Source organism: Planococcus soli (genome assembly GCF_016881065.1).
Taxonomy (GTDB): Bacteria; Bacillota; Bacilli; order Bacillales_A; family Planococcaceae; genus Planococcus; species Planococcus soli.
Genome location: NZ_WXYN01000004.1, coordinates 170527 through 194946, shown reverse-complemented (window position 1 = coordinate 194946; position 24420 = coordinate 170527). Strand labels below are relative to the sequence as shown.

The 24420-nt window shown below is 39.0% G+C and carries 16 protein-coding genes; 1 reads left to right on the top strand and 15 read right to left on the bottom strand.

Going from position 1 to position 24420, the window contains the following annotated elements; genetic code table 11:
• Positions 1-433 precede the first annotated feature (433 nt).
• The 8 genes from GJB59_RS01905 to GJB59_RS01875 all read right to left on the bottom strand — a co-directional run bounded on the left by GJB59_RS01905 (position 434) and on the right by GJB59_RS01875 (position 11782).
• The gene (locus GJB59_RS01905; RefSeq protein ID WP_236015339.1) at positions 434-1153 is read right to left on the bottom strand and encodes a tyrosine-type recombinase/integrase; all 720 of its coding nucleotides are present in this window, start codon (positions 1151-1153) and stop codon (positions 434-436) included.
• A gap of 14 nt (positions 1154-1167) precedes the next feature.
• Entirely contained in the window at positions 1168-1329 is a 162-nt protein-coding gene (locus tag GJB59_RS19080) for a hypothetical protein (protein WP_236015338.1), read from the bottom strand.
• A gap of 324 nt (positions 1330-1653) precedes the next feature.
• A complete protein-coding gene (locus GJB59_RS01900; RefSeq protein ID WP_142828598.1) occupies positions 1654-4740 on the bottom strand; it encodes a type I restriction endonuclease subunit R in 3087 nt (1028 codons plus the stop codon).
• A gap of 11 nt (positions 4741-4751) precedes the next feature.
• Positions 4752-6005 carry a restriction endonuclease subunit S gene (locus tag GJB59_RS01895; RefSeq protein ID WP_142828597.1) on the bottom strand — a complete coding sequence of 418 codons (1254 nt, stop codon included), beginning with the start codon at positions 6003-6005 and terminating at the stop codon, positions 4752-4754.
• The gene (locus GJB59_RS01890) at positions 6002-8569 is read right to left on the bottom strand and encodes a type I restriction-modification system subunit M (RefSeq protein WP_142828596.1); all 2568 of its coding nucleotides are present in this window, start codon (positions 8567-8569) and stop codon (positions 6002-6004) included. Before GJB59_RS01890 ends, GJB59_RS01895 begins: the two co-directional genes overlap by 4 nt.
• Positions 8570-8784: 215 nt before the next feature.
• On the bottom strand, positions 8785-9558 hold the full coding sequence (locus GJB59_RS01885; protein ID WP_142828595.1) for a hypothetical protein: 774 nt from the start codon (positions 9556-9558) through the stop codon (positions 8785-8787).
• 44 nt (positions 9559-9602) lie between these two features.
• Complete coding sequence (locus GJB59_RS01880; RefSeq protein ID WP_142828594.1) at positions 9603-9866, bottom strand: hypothetical protein; 264 nt, start codon at positions 9864-9866, stop codon at positions 9603-9605.
• Positions 9867-9889: 23 nt separating this feature from the next.
• On the bottom strand, positions 9890-11782 hold the full coding sequence (locus GJB59_RS01875; RefSeq protein WP_185960076.1) for an N-6 DNA methylase: 1893 nt from the start codon (positions 11780-11782) through the stop codon (positions 9890-9892).
• 413 nt (positions 11783-12195) lie between these two features.
• Here GJB59_RS01875 and GJB59_RS01870 point away from each other — a divergent pair, with 413 nt between their 5' ends.
• A complete protein-coding gene (locus tag GJB59_RS01870; RefSeq protein WP_142828592.1) occupies positions 12196-12948 on the top strand; it encodes a hypothetical protein in 753 nt (250 codons plus the stop codon).
• A gap of 306 nt (positions 12949-13254) precedes the next feature.
• On the opposite strand, the gene GJB59_RS01865 is transcribed toward GJB59_RS01870, so the two are convergent.
• From GJB59_RS01865 to GJB59_RS01835, 7 genes are all read right to left on the bottom strand, one after another.
• Positions 13255-14280, bottom strand: a complete 1026-nt coding sequence (locus GJB59_RS01865; protein WP_142828591.1) for a hypothetical protein — start codon at positions 14278-14280, stop codon at positions 13255-13257.
• Between the two features lie 422 nt (positions 14281-14702).
• The gene (locus tag GJB59_RS01860) at positions 14703-15113 is read right to left on the bottom strand and encodes a (deoxy)nucleoside triphosphate pyrophosphohydrolase (protein WP_142828660.1); all 411 of its coding nucleotides are present in this window, start codon (positions 15111-15113) and stop codon (positions 14703-14705) included.
• Positions 15114-15139: 26 nt separating this feature from the next.
• Complete coding sequence (locus GJB59_RS01855) at positions 15140-16165, bottom strand: McrC family protein (RefSeq protein ID WP_142828590.1); 1026 nt, start codon at positions 16163-16165, stop codon at positions 15140-15142.
• Between the two features lies 1 nt (position 16166).
• Positions 16167-19127, bottom strand: a complete 2961-nt coding sequence (locus GJB59_RS01850) for an AAA family ATPase (protein WP_185960075.1) — start codon at positions 19125-19127, stop codon at positions 16167-16169.
• 496 nt (positions 19128-19623) lie between these two features.
• Positions 19624-20595 carry a DNA/RNA non-specific endonuclease gene (locus GJB59_RS01845; RefSeq protein WP_142828588.1) on the bottom strand — a complete coding sequence of 324 codons (972 nt, stop codon included), beginning with the start codon at positions 20593-20595 and terminating at the stop codon, positions 19624-19626.
• A gap of 194 nt (positions 20596-20789) precedes the next feature.
• Positions 20790-23105 (bottom strand): MMPL family transporter, encoded by a 2316-nt coding sequence (locus GJB59_RS01840; RefSeq protein ID WP_142828587.1) that lies wholly within the window; start codon positions 23103-23105, stop codon positions 20790-20792.
• Positions 23106-23131: 26 nt separating this feature from the next.
• Positions 23132-23743 carry a TetR/AcrR family transcriptional regulator gene (locus GJB59_RS01835; RefSeq protein ID WP_142828586.1) on the bottom strand — a complete coding sequence of 204 codons (612 nt, stop codon included), beginning with the start codon at positions 23741-23743 and terminating at the stop codon, positions 23132-23134.
• Between the last annotated feature and the right edge of the window lie 677 nt (positions 23744-24420).

Below are 24420 nucleotides of genomic sequence, written 5' to 3'. Positions count from 1 at the left end.
TATCCAAAATTTAATTAAAAACTAAATTTCTAACGTTTTACTCCACCAAACATTCGTCATTTAATTGAATATAATGACGTTTGTTGGTTTAACAATAAGATTACTTTAACATTTCTTTATAAACTAATCAAACTCTATTGTATGGCTATTTATAATATTTTTTATCTACCCAACATTAATCATTTGAATGCGTTTAGTGACATTTGTTGGTTTTACGTTTGTAGATAATAAAATTTAAATTTCATTATCCAACATTTAGCTTTTAAAAACGTTTAATGACGTTTGTTGGGAGTGTCTTTTAAAGTAAATCAAATAACTACTAGTAGTTATTTAAACGAGTAGAAATCTTGTTGCAAAGTAGAAAAGGACTACCGCAAAGAAATCAGTTGCCCTTTCTTATTTTCAATTTCTTAAGTTTATTTCGATGCTATGTCTATAAATACTTGTCTACGGTTATTTCAGATACTGTAAGATAGTGTTGAATCCAAGTTTCAAGTGATTGATGTCCTGTTTGCTGCGCAATAGTCGGCAAATCTGCTCCTGCTATGTGCATTGCCATCACTTGGCTTTTCCTGAAATTATATCCCGTAAGCCCTGTCCATCGTTGCAAAGCTTTATAATAACCTATTTCACTGATTGTAGTGCTTTCATAGCGTCCATTCTTATACACTCTTCCTACGAAGTAATCGTCTGCCCTTAAGCAGTATTCGCGTATATAGAGGTTGATTGCATTGATGACTTCTTGCGTAAGCCTTTTAGTGTGCCATCTTTTTTGCTTCTTCAAATAAACATGTACAGATTTGTTTTTCAGATCAAAATCTCGAATTTTCAAGCGAACCATTTCATTGGGTCTGTTAGCGGTTACTAGGTTAACTAAACAAATCGCCTTTGCTCTTATCGGAAGATTATTAAGAGTCGTCGTCAATTCCTTCTTATCAATGGCTGACTTTCCTCGTACCTGAAGTAAATGTGCATATTGATCTTCCCGATACATTTTCCGCATCGCTGAAAGTTCATATGCAACTCTAGTCTCTCCTTTGAATTCTATTCTATGAATCACGCTAAAGTATTTTCTAATAGCTGCCAATCGCCGTTCCCATGTTGTTTTTTTAATTCTTTTTTCGGTCAAAGATATATATAAATAATCAAGCATAGCCTCTATTCCAACTACTTGGCCCCTACTGCAGCAGTATTCTTTGTACCTCCGAATATCCCCTTCATATTGTCTTGGAATCTCCTCCATCTTTTTTCAATATGAATTTTTCTGTTACGATAACGCTTCTGGGTTTCCAGTGTTTCTTGGTGAATTACTAGTTCAAAATCTGACATTCTACTTCCTCCTCATTTCTTTTCAAAATTATTACGAGCCAACATTTATGATAAATTGATTTTGAAAAGAATTATGAGACAAAGTAAAAGAGACAAGAAGAAAATTTAAACCTTCTTCTCTGCCTCTTATAAACTATCGTTTTTGAAAGGGTATTATATGATATAGATTAATTAAAAAACTATATATTATTAATTAATGAACTTGTAAATTTCATAAAAATATAGATATTGAAGTATTTTTCTAATTGTAATACAACATAAGTGACTAGTCCGTTGCAGAGTAAAACGCTCACTATTTTCTAGTGAGCGTTTCTGTATTTTATTTCATGATTTAAATTTCGATTTAATCCGCGGCACAACCTTTGTCAGATAAGGTGTTAAAGCAAAATTATGCATGAGTTGATTGGCGCCTTGTTTTTTTGTTGCAGCTGAAAAATCCAAACTACCAATCAAGTCGTCGATGTACGGAATGTCTTGTGGCGAAGTTGTTGAATAAGCTTCAATAGACTTTTCAAGAACTTTACCGTTTATGCCCCACTCATCAGCAACTTCATAAATTAGAACCCTCTTCTTACCATTTTTCCAATCTTCAAATGCCTGATCAAAATGAATGTCACTCGAAATATTCCCAGGTTGTAATTCTTCCACGACAAATTCTTTCAATAATTTAGCTTGTTCATGTTCACCGAAGTTACTCAACTCTGCAATTTCTTGATGGATGATGCGTAAAGTTTCTGCATCAACCGTTTGAACACCATTCGTTGAGGTTGCTTTAGATCCGATTAAGTTCAGAATATGATTGGCATCTATGATTTGCGAACCTGCAAGTTTCGTTTTACCTGCTAAAGTAGGAGCTGTAGTGCCTGGTAACTCTTCTCCTTCTTCAAAGGTTAAGTTACGGTAGGCGCCGATATATTGTAGCCATGTACGTTCATCCATACCAAAGGTTGCATCATCCCACGCATATTCATAATACTGCTCGACTAAGTTAAACTGTACGGCAGCTTCTTTGTACGCTTGTATGAACTGTTTCTTCTCCTCTTCAAACGGTTTAATCGATTGCCAGTTTGTTGGATCAGGTAACGTATTCACCATCTCTATAAATGCGAGTTTTAACCTCTCAACTGCTGTTGTATACGGCTCGACAATTGCTTTACTACTTGTTCCACCGCTACCATAGAGTTTCAAGGCAATGTTGACTATTTCTTCAGTAATTTTGGGGTATTGGAAATTAATAATCGTTCCAAATTCCTTATTGGAACCATATACACGATTCGTTCTTGAATAAGCTTGAATCAACCCGTGTAATTCCAACGATCTGTCTACATAAAGTGTATTGAGTAGCTTAGAGTCATACCCTGTTAGTAATTGATCGGCTACGATGACAAGGTCTATATTTTTAGGACTGCGTCCACTTCCCCCTCTCGTCGTACGTTCAATCACATCTTCAAAATATGCGTCTTCTCCGCGCTTTTTATCACCACCCACAAATTCAATTCCGGTAAATGCCCCGTATTCTTTAAACATATTTTCAATGATGACAGGATCTATCCGTTCGGTCTCTTCTTCACTGCCAAAACTAAATGTCATGGCAATATTTAATTGAATATCTCTTTCGGCCATCTGCTTTTTAAATTCTTCGAAGTAAGCAAGTACACGTTTTTTATAAGCGACTGTTAAAATCGCATTAAATTCTCGGTTTTGAGACTGTGCGTCCCACTGTGTTAATATTTCTTCGACAACACTCGGAATATGTGTCTCATCGTAGTAAGCAAGTAACCCTGCTTTTTTTGCAGCTTTTTCAACATCTAAATCTGACAGCTGTTGCATTTCTCGTTCTAACGTCTTTATGTCCACATCTGGATTCTGGTTCTGAAGCAACTCAATAAGCTGATCTCTCAGATCTTCATAACTTTTAAACTCACCCGTATTAATGTAATCGACATGGAAGCCGAGAACGTTTCTGTCTGCAATTGCTTCCTCAATTGTATACTGGTGAATGAGTGGGCCAAATAGCTTTTCAGTCGTATCAATTAGTTCACTTTTTTCATTTATTTTGCCTTTAGCCTGATTTTCATCAAACAAAGGCGTTCCGGTATAGCCGAAGAATAAACTGTTGTTGTTGAAGTACTGTTTAATCGTCCCCATCATTTGACCCATCGTTGTCCGATGTGCTTCATCAATAATAAATACGATTCGCTTATCAGCAAGACCTGTGTCATTTGCTTCCATCAAATCTTTCACTAAACTATTCAGCTTGAATGTCGTCGTTACAACAATGCCGTTATTAGGTGAATGCATGATTTTACGCAACTCATATGTGTATTTTGTATCATCCACAGAAACGGATTCATACGCTGCATAGGCTTTGAAGTTCTCGCTTGTACGGCTGTCTAACTCACGACGATCGACGAGGAATACTACCTTATCAAAGCCTGCTCTCGTGGAGAGAAAAAGGGCCGTTTTAAAACTTGTAATTGTTTTCCCTGAACCTGTCGTATGCCACACAAAGCCTCCATGTGGGATACGATCTTCATTATCCCATCCAAATGCCGCGGCTTCGACCGCTTGCAAGGCATGCACTTGATAGGAACGCATAAGCATATGGCGACGATTTTCTTCTTCTCTTGCTTCGTCAATCACTAAGTAATCCCCGACCATTTGATGCGCCATTGGAATCATTAAAAATTGGTTAATGACTTCTTCCCAGTTGTTCACAGGGATATTGTCTTTATTAGCCCAGTGGAAGAGGAAACTTGGATTGAAATCATGCACCGTTTTAGGTGTCGCAAAATAACGTGTCGCAACTTCAGAAGTCACGACCATCATTTGTGAAAATGCCATAAAGTTCAACGTATATTCCCCAGCTTGGTAGTAACGTTTGAACTGACTATAAGCTTCATCAAAGGTTTTATCAGCCCGTTTTTGTTCAATATTAATCAGAGGTAAGCCATTGATGAGTAAAACAAGATCAAAACGATTGCCGTTTGGCGTCGTGACTTCTCTTGCAATCGTGTAACTAGAATCTCCTCCACTGACTTGTGCTTTTTTAAAAATGGTTAGCGTGATCTGTTCTCTCGTCACCCGAGGGTTAGGATCTCGGTAAATGCCATCAATCTTTCCTTTAGACCCTTCCATCGCTAATAATTTCGCCGCTTCAAAACTATTGGTAATTTGGTTCACTTGAGCCATCACTTGATTAAACTCATTATCTGTTAACGGAACACTTTCTAATTGATCGACGTTAATACGGTTCAATTCGCTACGCCAATGATTAATTAAATCATTCGTTGTTACTTTTCGTTTCGTTCCATCAAGTTCTTCAGGTGATTCCCATTTGAAGCGTTTTAACTTTCCAACAAAACGATCTTGAAAACTTGCTTCTGAAACATTCTTTGGTGCATTACTCATTAGAACACCCCTTAGACAAACATTTCTTCTAAATATGCTTGTTTCATTGCTTTTAATTTGTTGAGTTTTTGTTGATGGTTAGTTATAGATTCGTCTAGTTTTTTAAAGAAGTCACCAATTAATTGTTGCTCTTGAATATTTGTTGTTATTAAATACTTAACATCTACTAATTGAGACACTTTTATACTAGGTTGAACTGCACCCATTACTATTTTATTTGCTTTTTCTCTATTATCTACCGTTGTAAACACTGCATATAAATAATCAGAATAAAAGTTTTTATTAGCTCTAAAACCTACAATATTTTGTGCAATTACTGCAAACTCATTATCATCAGCTAAACTTACAACTCCGATTCTTCCAACAGTAGAAAATAATATATCTCCTTTAGAAAGATATCCTCTTAAAGAATTTTCATATGAATTTTGATCCAAAAACTTACTTACCTTTGAGTAATCAGGAAAACGATTTCCTAATGAAGCTACTTCTATTAAATGGTAATCTCCATCTGCATTTAAAGGTGGGGTTTTGCCCCTATTATCCACTGATTTATCAACTATTTCTGATAATTTTTTATATGTCCATTCTCCCGTAAACCCTGAAAACCTTCTTTTTGGTACCAGTTCTCCTTCAGCAGGGAACATCTCAGCAAGATAAGCAGATTTCAAAGCTTTTGTTTTTTCTAACTTGCGCTGTTCGAGAGATGTCATTTGATCTAAGTGTTTAAAAAACTCACCAATTTTTTGTTGTTCTACTCTTACTGGCATGTTTATTTTTAATTTATGGATTAAAGTAGCGTTATAACTTTGTTGTTTAGTACCCTGTGTATATTTAAGTCCATATTCCTCACCATTTTTCATATACCATTGCAACAAAAATAAAGAGTCAAGTAATTCTTTATTTGGGTATATCGCCATACATGATTGATTCAAAGTTGTATCTATTCCTAGTACTGCACAATTCCCCCGTGTACCTGCTGCTTCAAGTCCTGTTATTGCAATTATAAAGGTACCTTTAGGAACAATTTTTAAATTCGCATTCTTCCTTCCTTTTTCGGTAATCTTTTCTATAGTTTTAGTTACTATACCTTTATTTAATTCTCCACTAGATAACCAATTTATTTCACCATTCCAATATCTTTTATTTGCACGTGAAGGGGTTTGGCCGTTGTACAAGTTATCAATAACTTCTTCCATCGTCTTTTCTTCCCAAAATTCCACAAACCCCTTAAACCTTCTTTTTGGTACTAACTTCTTTTCTTTCAAGACTCAGTCACCACCAGTTGCTGCATCATTTCATCTAACTCTTGCTCCAATTGTTTACTCTCTTCTTCTAGTGTAATTAACGTTTCAGAATAACGATTTTGTAATTGCTCGAGCACTGCCAGTTCTTTTATTATAGGGTTTTCAATTAATCGCAAGACTTTAGAAACGAGCGTACCGAACCACTTTTCATGCATGAGGTCATCGATTTCTTCATTCGTTAATGTTTTGATACGATTTTCTGATGCTTCTTTCAATTCTTGATGTAATTTCTTCACGTCGCGAGTTAATGTTGTCTTTTCATTTAGCAAGCTTTCCACTTTTTTCAGTAACGTATAATCTGGACTCCCTTTTTCTGATTCTTTTAATAGAGTTCGTATCACTCCTATTGTGAAAGCATCTTCTTTGTCATTCAATGCTTCACTTAACACAACTTCTTCATCACTTTCTTCCACTCTGGCTGCTTCCACTAATTCAGTTAATTCAGCTTGGATTTCAGTAATTTTAGTTTCTTTTTCTTCTATAGTAGCGACCTCTTCAACAAATAACTGTTTCATAATTAATTCAGTCGGGACAATACTACTTACCCAGCCATCTTGCTCTTCTCTTTTTGTTTTCCCAGAACCTTTTGTAACCATTAGCGGCTCGCGTGTACGACCAGCCGTGTAGAAGTCAGTTAACGCGATAATCTCTGTATCTTCTGTCAGCTTGTCTTTCCAGACTTCTGCAATAATCTGATAGCCATCGTATTCATCAATATGATTGAATGCTAATAACAACTCTTTAACTTCTACTAACATCGCATCACGTAGTTCAGGGATAGCATTTACATCATTGATCGTTTTTAATAATCCCCAATACTTGTCCATATAGGATACTAATTGTTGTTCGACTGCTTTTGACTTTTGAACGACATGATCATCAGTCAAAACTTTTTTCTTCAAGTCATTTATCGATTCTGTCAACTCAACATATCCACTACGCACTTCTTTCCACGCCTGTTTGATAATTGTTGGAACAGATTCTTGTAGTACTTTTAACTCCGCAATGTTGGCATACGGAATACCACCGTAAAGGTGGGCATCGACGTCTTGCGGAATTTTCTCCTCAATCGATTCGATATAGCGTGGAATATTTAAGTTGTAATCATTCTCAATGATTTCATCTCTCGTTGCTAAGTGACTATAGCCAACTTCTTCGGTACGCATCGCGTATGTATCTACAATTCTTGCAATGTCTTTTTCTTGTAGAACGTTTTGCTTTCCTTCTTTCACAAATGTTTTAGAAGCGTCAATCATTAATACAGGCGTGCCAAGCGGACGACCTTTCTTCAAAATAAGGACGGTTACAGGAATCCCTGTATTTGTAAACAATTTATCTGGAAGACCGATGATTGTATCGATATAATTCTTTTCTAATAAGCGTTTACGTATTTCTCCTTCTGCGCCACCTCTAAATAACACACCGTGTGGTAAGACAATCGCCATTGTTCCTTGTTGGCCTAAATGGAACAGCCCATGTAAGAGAAAGGCAAAGTCTCCTTTTGAGTCAGGTGGCAACACGCCCGCAATTTCAAAACGTGGATCACTCACTTTTAAATTGGATTTATTCCAGTTCTTTACTGAGTACGGGGGATTCATAACCACCGCGTCAAATTGCACACCTTCGTTTGGACGTTGTGGATCTTCTGGCCAATCTTCTGAAAGTGTATCGCCATTATTGATCGTCATTTTTTCCGGACGTACGCCGTGAAGTAGTAAGTTCATTCTCGTTAAATTATAAGTTGCAGTGTTTTTCTCTTGGCCGTAATAAGCTAAGCTTTTCTTCTCATCTTCTGATAAATACTTGCTTACAGTTAATAAAAGTGAGCCAGAACCGACAGTCGGGTCATAAATTGTTTCAATTAATTTGGTTTTCGCAACGATTTGAGCCATGACTTCACTCACTTGTGATGGCGTGTAGAACTCTCCAGCTTTCTTTCCGGATTCCATTGCAAATTGTCCAATCAAATATTCATAGGCGTCGCCCAATACGTCCCCTTTTTGTAAGGCCACCATATTGAGGTCAGCAAAGAGTAAAACGAGTTCTTTTATATTTTTACTACGTTCATTTAAGTTGCTGCCTAATGCCGTGTCTGTCAGGTCTAGTGTCGAACTGGAAAATAGTCCTTTGAAATCATCAGAGTCTCCAGTCACTGCAATCGTTCGTTCAAAGTGATTCAAGCTATCTGTTACTTTTTGAACTTCAAATTCTCCAGAACGAATATCACTAATCCACGTTTGGTATAAGTGTTCTGGTAAGACGTAGTAACCAAGATAACTGGACATCATTTCTATAAGAGGTTCAGGATATTGGGCGTAGTTTTCACGATACGCTTCAATTACTTCCTGTTCGGCATTTTGTTTCATCCCACTAGTGATTCTAAATGTATCAATCGTTTTATCACTTAGGAATTTGTAGAACATTAACCCCAACATATAGTCTTTATATCGACTGGCATCCATTGATCCGCGTAACTCATTGGCGCCGTCCCATAGTCTTCTTTTAATTTCTTCTGATGTAATCATTTTATATCCCCCAATAACTTTTCTAATATACTCTATATAACATATCCATATTATCCATTAATTTTAGCACTCTCTTCATTATAGCAGTCTAATGAAGTACCCATAATGATAGAGTTATTACAGATAACTCTCTAATATTCATCCAAGACTTTTTACTTCGGATAATGTTACTCCACATCTTATTGTCATATGTCGGGAATTCTTGCATGCTTTTTTCAAGGCTTCGTAACTAATCTCGTACTCTTATACTGGTCATACATTCCACTCATCCATTCGTACAGTTCTTCATCGCTCATGATTTTAACTAATTTTCTTGTAGTTTTTAAACGTTTACCAAAAATTTTTCTTTTCGTCATTGCTAATTCTTCTGCATGCTCAAAAAAGAAATTTGCTATCTTCGTCGTATCTGCTAAAATATCTTGAAGATTCCAGCGCTGCGCCTCCAAGAGTTTGTCCGCTACCAATGAAGGTCCCATCCGAGAGTTCCAATTTATTTTCCAATCATAGTTCAACTCCATTACTCTCTTGGTTTCCGAATATAGAAGGTCAAACCACACAGCTTGTACACGACCGCTAAAAATGATGTATGGATTTCTCCCGCCATGTCCATCACAACTACTAAAAGTAGAAATACCAGCTGCACTCAGTGACTTAACCAAACGCGCTACGCCTGTTTCAAGAACGAAAGTATTTACCTTCGCACCATGTCTTCTCTTAACGAAATACTTCCAAGAATTTGATATGTCATCCGGCCCCGCTTCATGGTTGCTTGCAGGATACCAGATTATGCGTTCCAGCTGTTCATCCGTCAACGGACTGTGAAGGTGAATCTGTCTACCCTCTATCGCCACGTCGCAATCGATTTCCTTAAACATCCTTTCAACTAAATACAATTCTTCCCTTGTATTGCTTGGACTAAAATAAACGGAGTCAGATATACGGTTGATCAGAAACCCTCTCGCTTCCATTGCGTTAGCTAGCCTTTCCACAGAGCACTCTCCTCTCATTTTTAATTTGAGTTGATGACATGAATTCACTGCGCTTTTCGCTGGTCAAATAACTGCTGCAAAAAGAAGTTTTCCTTTTCCAGGCGCATACCTTCCAAGTACTCTTCCATTTCAATTTTGACAATCGATAACATAGCCCGTCTTTTTGTGCCTGGCATCTCTTTTATTAAATCCATCACATCGACCGAACTGAAGTGGGAAGGTGCTGCTATATGCCTAGCAACTCTTACCTCTCTTCTGTGGCCTACATGTCCATATCGCAACACTACTTTCCAATAATTCCACTCCATGTTAAGTCCCCCTTTTTATTGTGTTATTCGATTAAGTCAAATGATGATGCAATTCCTATTTTTTTATACATTTCTGCTTTTTCATCCATCAGTTGTTGTTTAGCTTCATGAATCGTAGCTTCATAGCGCTCTTTATCTTCTTTATACTGCACGGATGCAGCTTCTTGAATTTCTAATGAAGGAATTAATATTTCTAGCGTTCCAAGAAGTTTCTGATTCAACACCTGTACGGTAGATCCCCCCATCAAACTGCTTAACTGATATTGACCAATTGGACTTTCCATATAGGCTTGAAGGAAATGAGGATTTACACTGCTGTTTTTCGGACGGATGCCTATAAAATTTTGAGAAAGCAATACAGTCCCTTCGTGAGGTGGAATTACCGCAACTTTAATGTTGTTTCCTCGCGAAGAAATAATGACGTCTCCCGCTTGAACCTGATAAAGCGAAGGCTTAAAGTTTGTTTTCATCGTGACACTTTTTAACTCATCCATTAAGATTTTTCCATCTTGCACATCCGATAATTTAATGAGCTTGTACTCCCCATCTTCTGATTCTTCGCCGGTCTTAGAGGTAATATTCAAACCCCTATAAATTGTGCCCAGTGCTTGAACTTCGACGAGTTGATTCTTGTTTTCCTCTAAACGATCTAACCGAATGCGATAATTGCCTTCACCCTCAAGCTCAATTTGATTGTTTTGAATGTACCTAGCAACATTCAAGTTCTCTTCAAGCTCCGATAATGGAACCAATGTGCTAAACCCTTCTTCTTCAAGCCCTTCATCTAGAGCTTGATGGATTCGGTTGATATGTTGCGGGCTTAAGTGCCTTGCTTTGTTTTTTTCAACAAATAACTCGTTCGCCTGGATAAACTGGATCTTTTGAAGCTTATTCTTACTTTTATTTTTATTAAGGACCAATAAGTTGATTGAAATTCCAGCGTTGTGGAGGAGATTAGACGTCAGTGCTATGACAGCCTCAATTTGATCGGTATCAATCAAATTTTGACGGATATTTTTTTCCAATCCCCCTCTAAAAAGGACACCGCTATTAACTAGAAGAATAGCTCTTCCTTTCCCTGACATGGACGACAGCGCATGCAGAAGGAACGCCATGTCGGCACTTGATTTTGGTAAGTCCCCGAGTGAAAACCGGTTGAAGGGGTCATTCGTCATCTGGATGTATTGTTGCTCTTTTAGTTTTAAAGCAAAAGGAGGAGCCATGGCGATATAGTCAAACTTCTTCACTCTATTCTTTTCAATAAATTGAGGCTCAGTCAATGTATCTCCCAATAAAAACTCAGCTTTTTTACTGTTGGCTAGTAGTAAGAAAAGTTTTCCCAAAGCCCAACTCTCTTGATTGAAATCTTGCCCATAAAGAGAAACATTCTTTTCAGGATGCTGCTTTAGTACTTCCAATAAAGTTCCTCCGTAACCAGCTGTTCCATCGTAGAAGGAGGTTTCACTCTCAATATTCAATAATGAAACAAGTAACTGATTTACGGAGTGTGGGGTAAGATGTTCACCGCCTACTTTTCCAGATAACTTCATCATTGTGTTTCTAAGTTCGAATGCGACATCCATGTAATTTTTGATTGGTTCTTTATAGATGGAAAGCAAAACTTCAAAGATGGTTTTGTTGTCAAAGTTTTTCCACTTAACGCTCAAGCTGTTATAAACATTTTTCAGTTCTGGAAATTCTTCTTCTATCAAATAAAAGGCTTGAATTAAGTTCTCTGTGGTATTGCTCGCATCTTTAATGAGATAAGCCAATCTCGCTTTTTCCGGTAACCGATCTCCGTTTGTCTCTTCTAAGTGTTTGATGCTAAGCCCTGTTAAAATAATTGGCCCCACATTCTCCGAATTAGTTGTTCCTCTTAATGCTTCTGCAATTTGCCAAATTTTATTTTCGTTCATGAAAACCATTCCTCCTTAGTTAACTTTTCTATAAAATTAGTATATAACTAAAATCATAAAATGTAAATAATTTTATTTAGTATTTTAATTACTAACTTTTAAAACGTTAGTTATTTCTATTATTTAATGGTTTACCCTATGAAAATACTTTTCTTTCCTCACTGTCTACAAAGCGGAGTTAAGTACTGATAATTCTTCCTTTAAAAATGATTTAATAACTAGATAGCATCTCATTTCATGCCCATTATGTCTTCTTGAAGTAAAGTTCGACTTGTTCAACTATCAAGACTTAACTTCAGCAGAGCCATGTTAAAAGAAAACGTATAAAAGTGAGCAAAAATTCTTCAGTACTGTAAAATGGGTGAATATGGATGTTGGCAAGCAGATGAAGCTTTTTACTAAGGGGGATATTTATGGTTTCAGTGACGACAAGAATAGGCAAAGTAAAACAACCAAGGGGCGGCTATATCAACCCTAGAGATTTGAGTTTGGTTGAATTAACTGATGGCATCCAGTTGCATCCAGAAGAAAATATCCACGCGACGTTGGTTGGGTTAGCGGTTGATTATTTGACTCGATTTACTTTGGGTACTTCTTTGGAAGAAGCTTTTGCAATTTCTCTGAAAGGGGCAAGAAATGTAAGAGAACTTGATTATGCTATGGAGTTGATAAGTGGAATTAACGGTCTCGATGATAACTCAATAGAGAACGCATGCCAATTGGTTGGGTTTGATGTTGCTTTTAGAAATAGTCTTGCAGCCTATACGCCCGTGCAGTCTATTCAACCGGATTATTTTACAATTTCTAATATCAGAACGATGGTCGAACGAGTTATTGTTTTCAGTAAAAAATATGGACCCATCACAAAAGACGGCTTTACTTTTGAAGGCGGTTATAATCAAACCATCACTACTGGAGACGGTGATTTCTTAACCGAAACAGGACTCTGGGATCTGAAAGTTTCCAAGTCGGGACCGACTAACAAACATACGCTGCAATTGCTCGTCTATTACCTGCTGGGCCTTCATTCCCTCCATGATGAGTTTGATAATCTTAAAGAATTAGGTGTATTCAATCCACGCTTAAATCGCGTTTATGTTCTACCTATCAAAGATATCCCTTCTAACATTATTTCTGCAGTTACTAGTGAAGTTATTGGTAATTGAGGATCGTTTATTTGGGTCGATACAAACGGTAATGGATAGGTAACAATTAGCGAGGCAAAAGCAGCAGGTTACAATATGCCGATCATGAGTGACCATTGGTTGTACTCCTATATGCGAGATAATGACAACGACGGTATGGTTGGTGAGTAAGCTCCAGGCTTAAGTACAGACAATCCTCTATTGTCGATGTTTAGATTATTTAGGGAAACTAAAAAAAGATGGCTTCCGCAGAATACCGAAGTCATCTAATCGCAGCCTAGCTGCAGGGTACCTTTTTTATAAACTGTTCATTAAACGGAGCGCGGATCAGTTTTTCCTATCCCTTTCTCCTTTTAGCTCCCTTTTCAATTTTGATGCAGTCCCTTTTTTCTTTTGTGGGCTGAATATGGAAAGAGTAACGGCACTTTTTTTATGGGTTTTGCCAATGATTTGATATAAGTTTTTTTCAATATAACGCAGCTGTTGATGATTTATTTTTTTTGTAGCAAGGATATCGTATCCCCATATGGGTGGCTTTAAAATATTTACACATTGATTGCTTTCTCTAACGCGCTTGAAGTGACGATGCGAACTATCCCATACGATATGATGCTTCTCATACGTGTTCTCATGTTCGTTCTTTAGACAAGGCAACACGATATATAAATCTCCCTTTATTTCTTGAGTTCGCTGATCATGTATGTCAGCCGTTGCGGTTTGCCACGTGATATAAGCTATACGATTTTTGTAATCCGAATTCGTCTCTTCTGTCATTTGCCTCGGGTAAGTTGGTTTTTGTTTTCTCGAAAATAATTCTACAATGATAAAAGAAAAATCCTCATCAGAATGAGACAAAAATCGCTTCTCCATATGCCTTACATCAATCCACTTTCCCTTTGTGTCTATATCCTTTACCATATCCCGAACAATCAACACAGCTGTAGATATATTGCTTTTCACATATGTAATATACGCATCATCGTATTGTTGACTATTTTTCAAGTAAGGTGGTTGAGCTATATTTCGACCTTTTTCTTCTGCTTTACACGTGGCGTAATCAATATATCTCTCAATGTAATAAGCTCGTGCTTCTCCCAAAGGCCCCTGTTTTCTTTTGGCTTTTCCTAATTGTTTCTTACGCTTTTTCTGTTCCTCTATTTTTTGTAGAACTTCTGAATTACCTACAAGATTGTCATTCGTATACGTTTCACTACAGTCATAACAGATTTTCCATTGTTTAATCCACTGATGCTTTACATCTAAATCGCTGGTTGTTTTCAAATAATCTTTCACTTTCTTTTGCAACCAATTGTTTTCATTTACTACTTGTTTCCCACAAATGATACAGTCCATCGTACACCTCCAATCGTTGCGTTAGTTGAAGAAGGAAAAAGCTTTACTTCTTTTTCCAGTAAAGCACCCATTTAAAAACCACATTATCATTAATAATTACATCGATCATTAGAAAAATTAAGAACACTACACATTTTAATAAGAGCCCGCAGCGGATTCAGTACATGTTTAACCGCCGCACAGCTTGCTTAGAAGCTTTGCATATTTAAACAAGCTATGGTTCTATTAGGCAAGTTTAAAATATTCATTATTACACCCACCTCAAATAAGAACTTAAGTTCTTATTTATATCACAATCACTTTCCAAGTAATCCTGTTTTTCTTTTAGAAATAAATTTTTGTTAAGAGTGCTTGGTCTTTACTCGGACGATTTAATTGATGATTCTTTATATACTAACTCGTCTACCATCTGTAAAAAATTCTTATTTTGTCGATTGATAAGTTGATGTTAGTTTTTCAATCGCCGAGATATCTGCTGGCGCCCATTCCAACTGACTGAGCTCATTTGGCTGCAACCATTTCATCGGAATGTGCTCAGTTAACAATGGTATACCTACGACTAACGTGCAGTAAAACGCCGTTAAGTGAACAACGCCGAAGTCGTATTCGCAAACGGTATGTTCAACTTGTTTGCCAATTTTAACGGTGCAATGCATTTCTTCTTGAATTTCCCGCTGTAATGCTTCTTGAGACAATTCTTCTTGGTCAAATTTTCCTCTTGGAAATTCCCAAAGCCCCGTCAACGCTTTTTCATTTCCACGCTGTGCACAAAGAATTTCCTCTCCCTTGGTAATGACCGCTCCGACAATGTTTATAATTTTTTTAGATTCTATTCTAAACAACTTCTACTCTAATTTATTTAAATAAGAACTTTTATTAACTTTCGATAAATCGCTGCCCAAGACTCACTTAAATCAAGAGTCATAACTTCCATCGTCATCCGGTCATTCCAAATATATTGTTCATCTACCTCGCAAGAATTAAATGGATAGATCAATACTCCTCTTAACTGTAAATCTTTGTCCTGGTGCATCAGATAGGTGAACAATTGATACATGTTGTGGCTATGGAACGACGACTTTCCATGATGGACCTGGAAGACGTTTTTGTAAAACTTCGCATCGATAATAATTTTTTCTCTCTTATTTTTATGAACTAAAGACACATCGGTCTTCATACCTGGCAGGAATGCTTTATTGCCTTCCAACTTCCATTGCATCCCTTCTGCTTTAACGCGGTAATTTTTCTGTTCTAATTTGTAAAAGTTAAATAAGAACTTCTCAAATATACCGTTCAACGAACGTTCGTCCAGTTCAGCTGAGAACAGGTTCCAATTTCCGTTTTTATGGGAGAGCAACATGAGTTCGTGTAATAGGAGTGCGATTTGCAGCACCCTTTTATAATGCCCATTATGTCGACTGAATATCAGTTTGGCAAAAGAAGACTTGGTTAATGGAGGCGCTGCGACTTCCGGCATCAACTCCATGTACTTAAAGCTTCGGCTCTTTGTTTCCTGTTTGACGTGTCGGTTCAGTGTGATCGATTTTAATGTGGATTTGATCAATTGATTAATACGGATGTTGGCGGTGTACTCGTCTTTTTCACAGACAACTATCGGTTTTTTCGAAATGATATAGGGGATGGATTCTTCCATGATCATTCGTCCGGATAACCGATTAGTAGGTTCTGTGGTTGCTACATAGTCCTTCACCAATATCCTCCGATTAACAAGCTTCACTTCTTTTAAAAACTGATTACAGATAAAGTCATAAGTGATTAACTCTTCATCCACTTCGTTCTTACTATTGATCAGTTCTGGCAGGTTTTCCGCATAACTGAGCAGGACAAAAAGGTTTCGTATGGGAACTTTAAAAACTTCTCCCATCTTATATATCCTCAATCAGTTGCTCAACGATTTCAGGACGGTCAAAGAAGTACTCTTCAAGCAATGGAAGGATTTCAAAACTCATGATTCCATCAAACCAGTAGTCTTCGTCTATGTCCTCCGGCTTAGAAGAAAAGAAAGAGTGTCCGATGGCATAACCGCTTCCAAGTTGATAATCATTACTTATCTCAGCATTTAATTTTTCAACTGTCTGCTGAATTCTGCTCACCATCTCAGTGGAAACGTTCGCTTCAATCATATGCTCACGCCACTTATCGTTAAATGCCGGTTCTAAGGTTACAAATGCAAATCGGCGGCGCAAAGCTACTTCTAACTGAGCCAGTGATCGGTCTGCCGTATTCATCGTGCCGATCAGATGCAAATTGCTTGGAACTGTAAACTTCTGTTTCGAATAACCCATTGTGACAAATTCGTCCCGTTTATCCCGCTCAATTAGCATAAATAATTCACCGAAGATTTTTGACAGATTGCCTCTATTAATCTCATCGATGACAAAATAATAATCTTCTTCCGGATTAATCAGAGCCCGCTCACAAAAATCATAAAAAACGCCGTATTGAAGCGAAAAGCCATTTTCCTTTGGTCGGAAGCCCATGACAAAATCTTCATAGGAATAGTTTTGATGGAATTGGATCGTTTCTACCCGGCTTTCATCTTTTGATCCCATAAGAGAATAAGCCAGTCTTTTGGAAACAAAGGTTTTCCCTACACCTGGAGGCCCTTGAAGTATGATATTCTTCTTGTACTTCAGAAGACTTGCAACTTTGTCGTAGGTTTTTTCATCAATAAATACTTCTTCAAGAAATGCCTCCTTAGAATAGGATTCATAAATTTCCTGTTCGCCTATCGTTTCGCTAAAAGCTCCCTTCAGATTCGGTTTCAAGCGCCACATAAAATGGTTATTTTCTTCGTTTTCTCCTTCAAACAAGACACACCAATAGCAAACACTTCCATCGTCCCGGAGCACATCTTCCAATACTGTTGCTGCCTTGATTCTTTTAGCTAAATTAACCACAGGGCTGTTGAAGGAAGATTGTTTCATCCCAAGTGCTTCTGCCAATTGAGTAGCAGTCGCCTGTCCCCCCATCTCGTTCATTTTCGCTAAATAAACCAAGTCTCTGTCCTGAAAGATGTTTTTGTCTGCCAGTAATTCGCTCCATTTATCTTTGGTGAGTTCTGTTGAAGGAGAATTTGCAGAAGTTGCACTTTCTTCATTCCCAGTAAATTCTTCGAGAACATCAATGATTTTGCTGTGAAGGTCTTCGTAAGTGAAGTTTTCAGCGCTGCTCACATGCGCTACACTTCTTTGTCCACCTTTTGGATGCTCGTCGCCATTGTGTAATCCATATTCAATGCCTTTCGGATCAACAGACACGAACAATTGTGGTGCAACCCGGTGGTTGGCATACTCCGCTTCATAGATCGCTAGCCAGCAGCGCGACGTTCCGAATTGATTGTTCCAGCTGTAGCCATTCAACACTTTATCTTCTACAAACTTCAACTCTTTCAACTCTTCAAACTGACGGATGGCACGATGTATTTTCGTAAGCTCAATTTGAACTTTCTTCTTTTTATCAAAATAATGGATTTGGAAGAGCAACGAAAAGTCACTCCATGAATTAAGAATCTTCGTATCGTATTTTCTACTTGTCTCTAGTTTAATCAAATCCAATTCTTCAATTGTTATGGTGCCATCCTCCAATATCTTTTCAATAATTTTATGGCGAATCAAATTCACTTTTTCATCGTTACGGTATTGGTCGCTAACTTTTTCTAATATGGTAGGATCGATTTCGGCTATTTCCTTTAACATCAATTCTTGATCGTCTTCAAAGCGGCCCAATTTTGTTGAGAGGTCAAATAAATAATCCATTGCACTTTCTACTTTAATCTGATCGTAAGTAGTTGTGCAGTAAAAGAAATCTTGTATATCGAGTACCGTCAGAGCAGGATTCTCTCTTTGGAAATGTTTCAGAACTTCGCTGCAAATATAGCGGTAAATCTCGTAATTCTTCCCTGCTGTTCCAAGTTTTAATTCAATATTATAGTCAGCCTTTATTGCGGTAAATATTTCCTGTTTATAAATTGGATATTCTTTATAATTTTTCGCAGCCAATAAATAACCAAAAAGCGGGGCGCCAAGTGAAATCTCTTTACTAAAGACTTTACCTTCTTCCCGGAAATTCTCAATCCGCTGACTAACCGTAGTGTCCGAGTGATAAAGGGCATTAAGAAGTGCCGCCACTTCCACTGGTTTTGCTTCTGCGAATTTCACCAAGTCAGCCGTATTGCTCCAATGCACGAAACTGCCAACACTCGGGTTGTCCTTTTGCAACTTTTTCGTAATATCAATTATCGTCCGTTCGTTAATCTCCTGCCCTTTTAAAAATCCATTCAGCTGGGTAAGCACTTCCAGTTTATAGGCTTCATCGTATAAATCATTCTCTTTAAATTTTATGTATCTTCTATAAGCCATGTCGATATACGGACTATCAAAGAGTTTTTTCCTCATTTCTGAATACTCTTTTTCTGAAGGCAAGCATCTCCCTCCTATGAGTTCTTTCTCGAAATAGATTTCTGCCGCTTGTTCAAGCTCCGGTCGAATAGTCCATAAAAACCGATTGCTTTTATGGTCTATTTCTCCTACAAAAGGAATATGCCAAGTTCGATCTTTCCCATTATCTTGCTTAGGAAATGCGATTTCAGGTGATTGTTTCATAATTCTTTTGCCTAACTGATTGACTAGAGTATTAATCGCTCCCGTTCCTTTAAATCCAATAGCACGAGCAATAGGAGTCGCATGCGGACGGCCATCATATAGCATGACGGCTAAAATCATCTGTTTGTCTTTTTCTCGAAACACCTCTTCGTTTCGAAGCAAATCCAGCCACTGTTCTTTAGTTATTTCCAACGGTGTATTAAATATGGTTTGTTGAGCCATTATTATCATCCTTTCGATAAACAAGGTTTCTTCTATATAATTTTATTTAACTAACTCTTACATTCTATATTAACAAATATTAGCATTTAATTCGGGAATTTTTATAATATTCTGCTGTTTAAGTACTCTAGCAAACCTAAAACAGTTGAATAATACTTGTAGAATTTAAAATTAAAAAGCTTAGATACTGCCGCTTCGCAGTATCCAAGCTTCGATTGTTATGTTCTATAGATAATATCGTCCTTCTAATCAGGATTTTTAATAAAAAAAGAACTTCTCTTATTCCGACTTCTAGATATTTTATGGCAGCTTTGGACATCCAATTTTTAATACATATATCGACGGTCCTCTATTCCTTATAGGAGGTAAAAAAGACTTCGTTTGAATCAAGGTCTTTACTCAAATAGATTTTACAGGAAAATCGCCACTTGCTTTAAATTGTCCAAAGAGAAAACGGTTCTTTCGTTCATTCATCTTGCTTCAAAACTCGAGCGGCTTACTCCCCGACCATCCCATCATTATCATTATCCCGCATATGGGGATATAACCAATGATCACTCATGATCGGCATACTAAAACCTGCTGCTTCGGCTTCTTTAATCGTCACCTGTCCATTGCCATTAGTATCGACACTGGAAACATCACTACCTGTGGTTACAGCGGGTGACTCAGCAGGCTCACTGTCTGTTTCCGCACTAGAATCAGTAGGCTCACTGCCGGTTAACCCGAGAGATGCGTTTACTTCATCTGGATTCACGTTGTCAAAGGTATCCACGATTTCGTTCCCCATTACCGTATATATATATTGATAACTGGAAGGAATCTGCGTTTCTGTATCCGGATAGGTGATGATGGCTTCAAAATTTGTGGCTCCACCTGCGTCACGGATAACGTCTTCCATATACGCTTGATCGCCGTGGCGGTTAAGCGTACTTTCTTGCGGGGTAATATTATAGGCATTCGACACCCCTCCAAGAGAATCTGCAAGGACATGCCCCTCGTCTAATACGTCACTTTCGACACCCGGTACCTTTGCTTCATCGGAATAGTACCTGCCAGACGATAAGACAGGTTCGGTGCTGTCATCTTGTACAATGATTTCGTCTGCAACGACACGCTCCAGCTGCCCGTGTTCATTGGTGAAGGCCCAATAGTCACGGTCTCCATAGCCAATGTTAACGGCGACGTTCGGTTCACGCGTTCCTGACACATCCCCGCCATCCACTTCGATCAGCTCGTATCCTTCGAACAGCTCCTCAATTGGCTCGGCTGCTGGTTCCTTTGCTACGGGTTCCTCCACAACCGTAGGGATCGTTTCTTCTTTATCGCTGCTTTCATTTGCTTCAGCTGTGGTTACTTCTTGTGCATCTGTTTCTGTATCTGTAATTGCTGCATCTTCTACTTCCGTACATCCCGCCATAAAAATAACCGTTAAAAGGACGATTAGATAATTCATTTTCTTTGTCATTTGAAGACGCTCCTCTACTAGTTTCATGCTGTTTCAAAATGTTAATTTATAAAAATTAACATTTTGAACATAATAATACTAGTATATTCCAATATTAGCTTTATAGCAGTAAATTCTTTTATGATAAATTTTATGAAAATAATTACGAGGCAAAACAAAAGCTGCCGGGAGTTTCCCGGCAGCTTAGAGTATGATCATACAGGATTTTCTTCTGCATTTTTCACTTTCACTTTTTCTTTTTTATCCAGTTCCTGCAGGAGTTTTTCTCCTTCGATGTCCAAATCCGGCAGAAGCTTATCTAGCCATTTCGGCATCCACCAGATTTTGTCGCCGAACATCGACATAACCGCTGGCACGAAGATCATCCGGATCAGGAAGGCATCCACAAGAATCCCGAATGCCAAGGCAAAGCCGATCTGCTTGATCATGATGTCGTCCGTGAAGATAAAGCCGGAGAACACCGAGACCATGATCAACGCTGCAGCGACGACCACTTTGCTCGCGGTCTTATACCCATTCACAATGGCACGGTCGCCTTTTTGCCCGTGAATATAAGCTTCGCGCATGGAAGAAACAAGAAATACCTGGTAATCCATCGCGAGACCATACAGGATCCCCGTCACTAGTATCGGAATAAAGCTTAACAAGGGACCGCCTGTATCAATTCCGAACATCGAACCGAACCAGCCCCACTGGAACACGGCTGTAGTTGCACCAAATGTGGCCATGATGCTCAGCAGGAAGCCGACAGTCGCTTTGATCGGGATAATGATTGAGCGGAACACAACAAGCAGGATGAGAAGCGACAGGATGACGATGATTCCGATGTAGATCGGGAATACTTCCGCTAATTTCTCTGAGATGTCGATATTGACCGCAGTCAATCCGGTCACGCCAACTTCAAGCTGTGTGCCTTCGACAGTAGCCGCGTCTGACCGCAAGCTTTCCACCAATTCTTTTGTCGTGTCATCTGTCGGGCCGCTTGCTGGAATGATTGAAACGATGGCGATGGTTCCGTCTTCGTTAAAACCGCCCGGGGACACTTCAGAAATGCCGTCAAGCTGAGCGATATTCGTCAGTAGCTGGACGTATTCCTCTGGATCGACTGGACCTGCATCCTCATTTTCTGCAACGAGCAGCAATGGACCGTTATAGCCCTCGCCAAAACTGTCAGATATGATGTCGTAGCTTTGTCTGACAGCCGTATCCTCGTTGGCGCTGGCACCGGATGGCATGCCAAGATTCATCTGCAGTACCGGAATCGAAAGAGTTCCCAGAACTGCAATGACAAGCAGTACTGCAACCCATTTGGCTTTGAGAATGCCGGCGATCCAGCTATGTGCAAAGCTCGGTTTGGAGTCTGTTTTTGCGTTTTCCTTATGTCTTGTCTTAACGGAAACGATTCGTTCACCGATCAGCCCAAGCAATGCGGGCAGAAGGGTCAGTGCAACGAGCAAGTCGATCAGGACAGTCAAAGAAGCGACGATCGCCATGCTGCTCAGGAAAGAAATGCCGATGACAAGCAAGCCGCTGAGTGCGATGATGACGGTCAGAGCGGCAAAAAATACCGCACTGCCTGCTGTACCCAGTGCACGGGCTGCCGCTTCTTTTGCGGACAGCTTTTGGTCAATGATCAGCTTGCGCTGTCTGTTGACAATAAATAACGCGTAATCAATTCCGACTGCCAGGCCAATCATCAGACCCAGGACCGGCGTCAGACTATTGATCTCAAAAAAGCTGGATACGGCGAACGTGCCGCCGACGCCTACACCGACGCCAATCAATGCCACGACGAGCGGCAAACCGGCCGCAATGAGCGAACCGAGCGTGACAACGAGGATCACACCGGCGATTGCCAGCCCGATAATTTCATGCGTGCCGCCGATCGGGATGTCCACCCCTTGCAGCGTGCCTGTCGGGATGACTTCCATAGACGTATTATCTTCCACGGTAGAAGCAGCTGCAGACAACTCAGCACGCTCATCTTCCGTCAGGTCTTCCGCCTGTTTTGTCATCTGGAATTGAAATAAAGCGACGGTGCCGTCTTCAGAAATTTGGACGCCTGGAACTGGCATTTCCTGAACCACGAAAGGCCGGTGGTCAACTGTTGGCGTCTGCAGCTGGCTCAACATGCCCTGCATTTCCTCCATCTGGGCCATCGCTTCCCCGTCCTGCAGCATATCCATCGGATTCACCACATGATCCAACTCGTAAATTTCGTTCACAGCCATTGCGAGAGCTCCCGCATTTGCCGCTTCATCAATAGATTCCCCTTCCGGAACCTCAAAAATGTAACTTCCCTGGCCGCCCGAAGCGACCGGGAAATCTTCCGCCAACTGATCCAGCACGTCCTGGGCAGCAGTTCCGTCAATTCTCGTTTCACTGCTTGTGTTCACACCATTTGTGACGATGGCGGTGATGATGACTCCTAAAATGAGCAGCCAGCCGGCAATGAAAATCCAGGGCTTGCTGTATGCCGTTTTTCCGATGCTGTAAAAAAACTTTGACACGTTTGCAACTCCGTTCTCTATGTTCTTTAGTTGAAGCCTTTTCGTAAATGAGCAAAGACAATATCGACATACTTGTTAAACTCATTGTCTGTTTCATGTTGTTCTCCATCTTCCGGCAATTTCACGTCGATGCTTTCATCAAGAACCGGCAAAACCGCACCGAACACAGCGCCGATCAGAATATGGTAATACTCTTCCGGATATTCGCTGCCAAACTCTTCACTGATGCCGCGTCTGGCAAAATCCTGTACTTCCTTTAACGCACCGGTTACATACAACTTAAGTGCAGGGTGATTCCGGGACAGGGAAATGAGCCAGTTGAGCCGCTTTAGTTTATTAATCGTAAAGCTGCCCCGAATATACATTTCGATGGTGCTCAGCGGCGTATAATCATTTGCAGAAAATGAAAATTGGTCGTCTTGCTCTAAATAATCATTCATCGTCAAAGAATTGGCAATCGCTTCTTCCTTGCATGAAAAATAATTGGCAAACGTCCGGCGCGAATAGCCGGCCTTTGTGACGATATCTTCTACTACAAAACCATCCACTCCACGCTCCACTGCCAAATCGAAGGCAGCTTCAGCCAAAGCCTGGCGGGTCGCTATTTTCTTCTTATCCCGTAAACTGCTGTCTGACATTCTGTCACCTCATTTTCGATACTTTCATGTTATAACATAAAAAATGCACAAAGGGCAAACTTTCTCTTTGTGCATTTTTATAAAAAGTTGTATAAGTTTCATTCAATCGAAAAATCGCACCGTTGTGTCAGGCACAATTCAAGTGAACAGGTTGTAGAGCACAAGTGTCTCTATTTTATGGCTGTGGTCAACTTATTTAAGATTCACCATTCTTCCTCCTCCCTGTTTCTTTTCAAAATCATTGTTATCCCAGTGTATGTGTGGATCCTTTAGAGATAATTGTCAAATCCCTTAATTTAATAAAATAAATTATTATCTAATTTCCTGACTAACTGAAAAACTCACCTCAATTAGGGGCGAGTTTTTACCTATACGGTTCTATAAATAGCTGTTCTTATACTTAAAATTCTAGTTGGTTTCAAAATTATAGACAATCCTCTGTTGTCTATATCAATATTTTAGAACGTAAAAAGCCACCCTCCAAAGAAGATGGCTTTCCTTTTTCCGACTCCTGTATCCTCGGTTCCTAATATATAATGAAGCAATTATTTATTCTTGCCGTGTTAATATCATTGGAACCTAGTTGGATTTTCTTTTCACCAAACCAAATTTCATCTATTTCACTAAAGTGATGCATCTTTCATACAGTACGTACTTGTCATACTGTTTTAAGAGAT

Coding starts and splice junctions, on each gene's coding strand:
- GJB59_RS01905 (WP_236015339.1), bottom strand. CDS start 1,153: ATGCTTGATTATTTATATATATCTTTGACCGAAAAAAGAATTAAAAAA.
- GJB59_RS19080 (WP_236015338.1), bottom strand. CDS start 1,329: ATGTCAGATTTTGAACTAGTAATTCACCAAGAAACACTGGAAACCCAG.
- GJB59_RS01900 (WP_142828598.1), bottom strand. CDS start 4,740: ATGAGTAATGCACCAAAGAATGTTTCAGAAGCAAGTTTTCAAGATCGT.
- GJB59_RS01890 (WP_142828596.1), bottom strand. CDS start 8,569: ATGATTACATCAGAAGAAATTAAAAGAAGACTATGGGACGGCGCCAAT.
- GJB59_RS01880 (WP_142828594.1), bottom strand. CDS start 9,866: ATGGAGTGGAATTATTGGAAAGTAGTGTTGCGATATGGACATGTAGGC.
- GJB59_RS01875 (WP_185960076.1), bottom strand. CDS start 11,782: ATGAACGAAAATAAAATTTGGCAAATTGCAGAAGCATTAAGAGGAACA.
- GJB59_RS01870 (WP_142828592.1), top strand. CDS start 12,196: ATGGTTTCAGTGACGACAAGAATAGGCAAAGTAAAACAACCAAGGGGC.
- GJB59_RS01865 (WP_142828591.1), bottom strand. CDS start 14,280: ATGGACTGTATCATTTGTGGGAAACAAGTAGTAAATGAAAACAATTGG.
- GJB59_RS01855 (WP_142828590.1), bottom strand. CDS start 16,165: ATGGGAGAAGTTTTTAAAGTTCCCATACGAAACCTTTTTGTCCTGCTC.
- GJB59_RS01850 (WP_185960075.1), bottom strand. CDS start 19,127: ATGGCTCAACAAACCATATTTAATACACCGTTGGAAATAACTAAAGAA.
- GJB59_RS01845 (WP_142828588.1), bottom strand. CDS start 20,595: ATGACAAAGAAAATGAATTATCTAATCGTCCTTTTAACGGTTATTTTT.
- GJB59_RS01835 (WP_142828586.1), bottom strand. CDS start 23,743: ATGTCAGACAGCAGTTTACGGGATAAGAAGAAAATAGCGACCCGCCAG.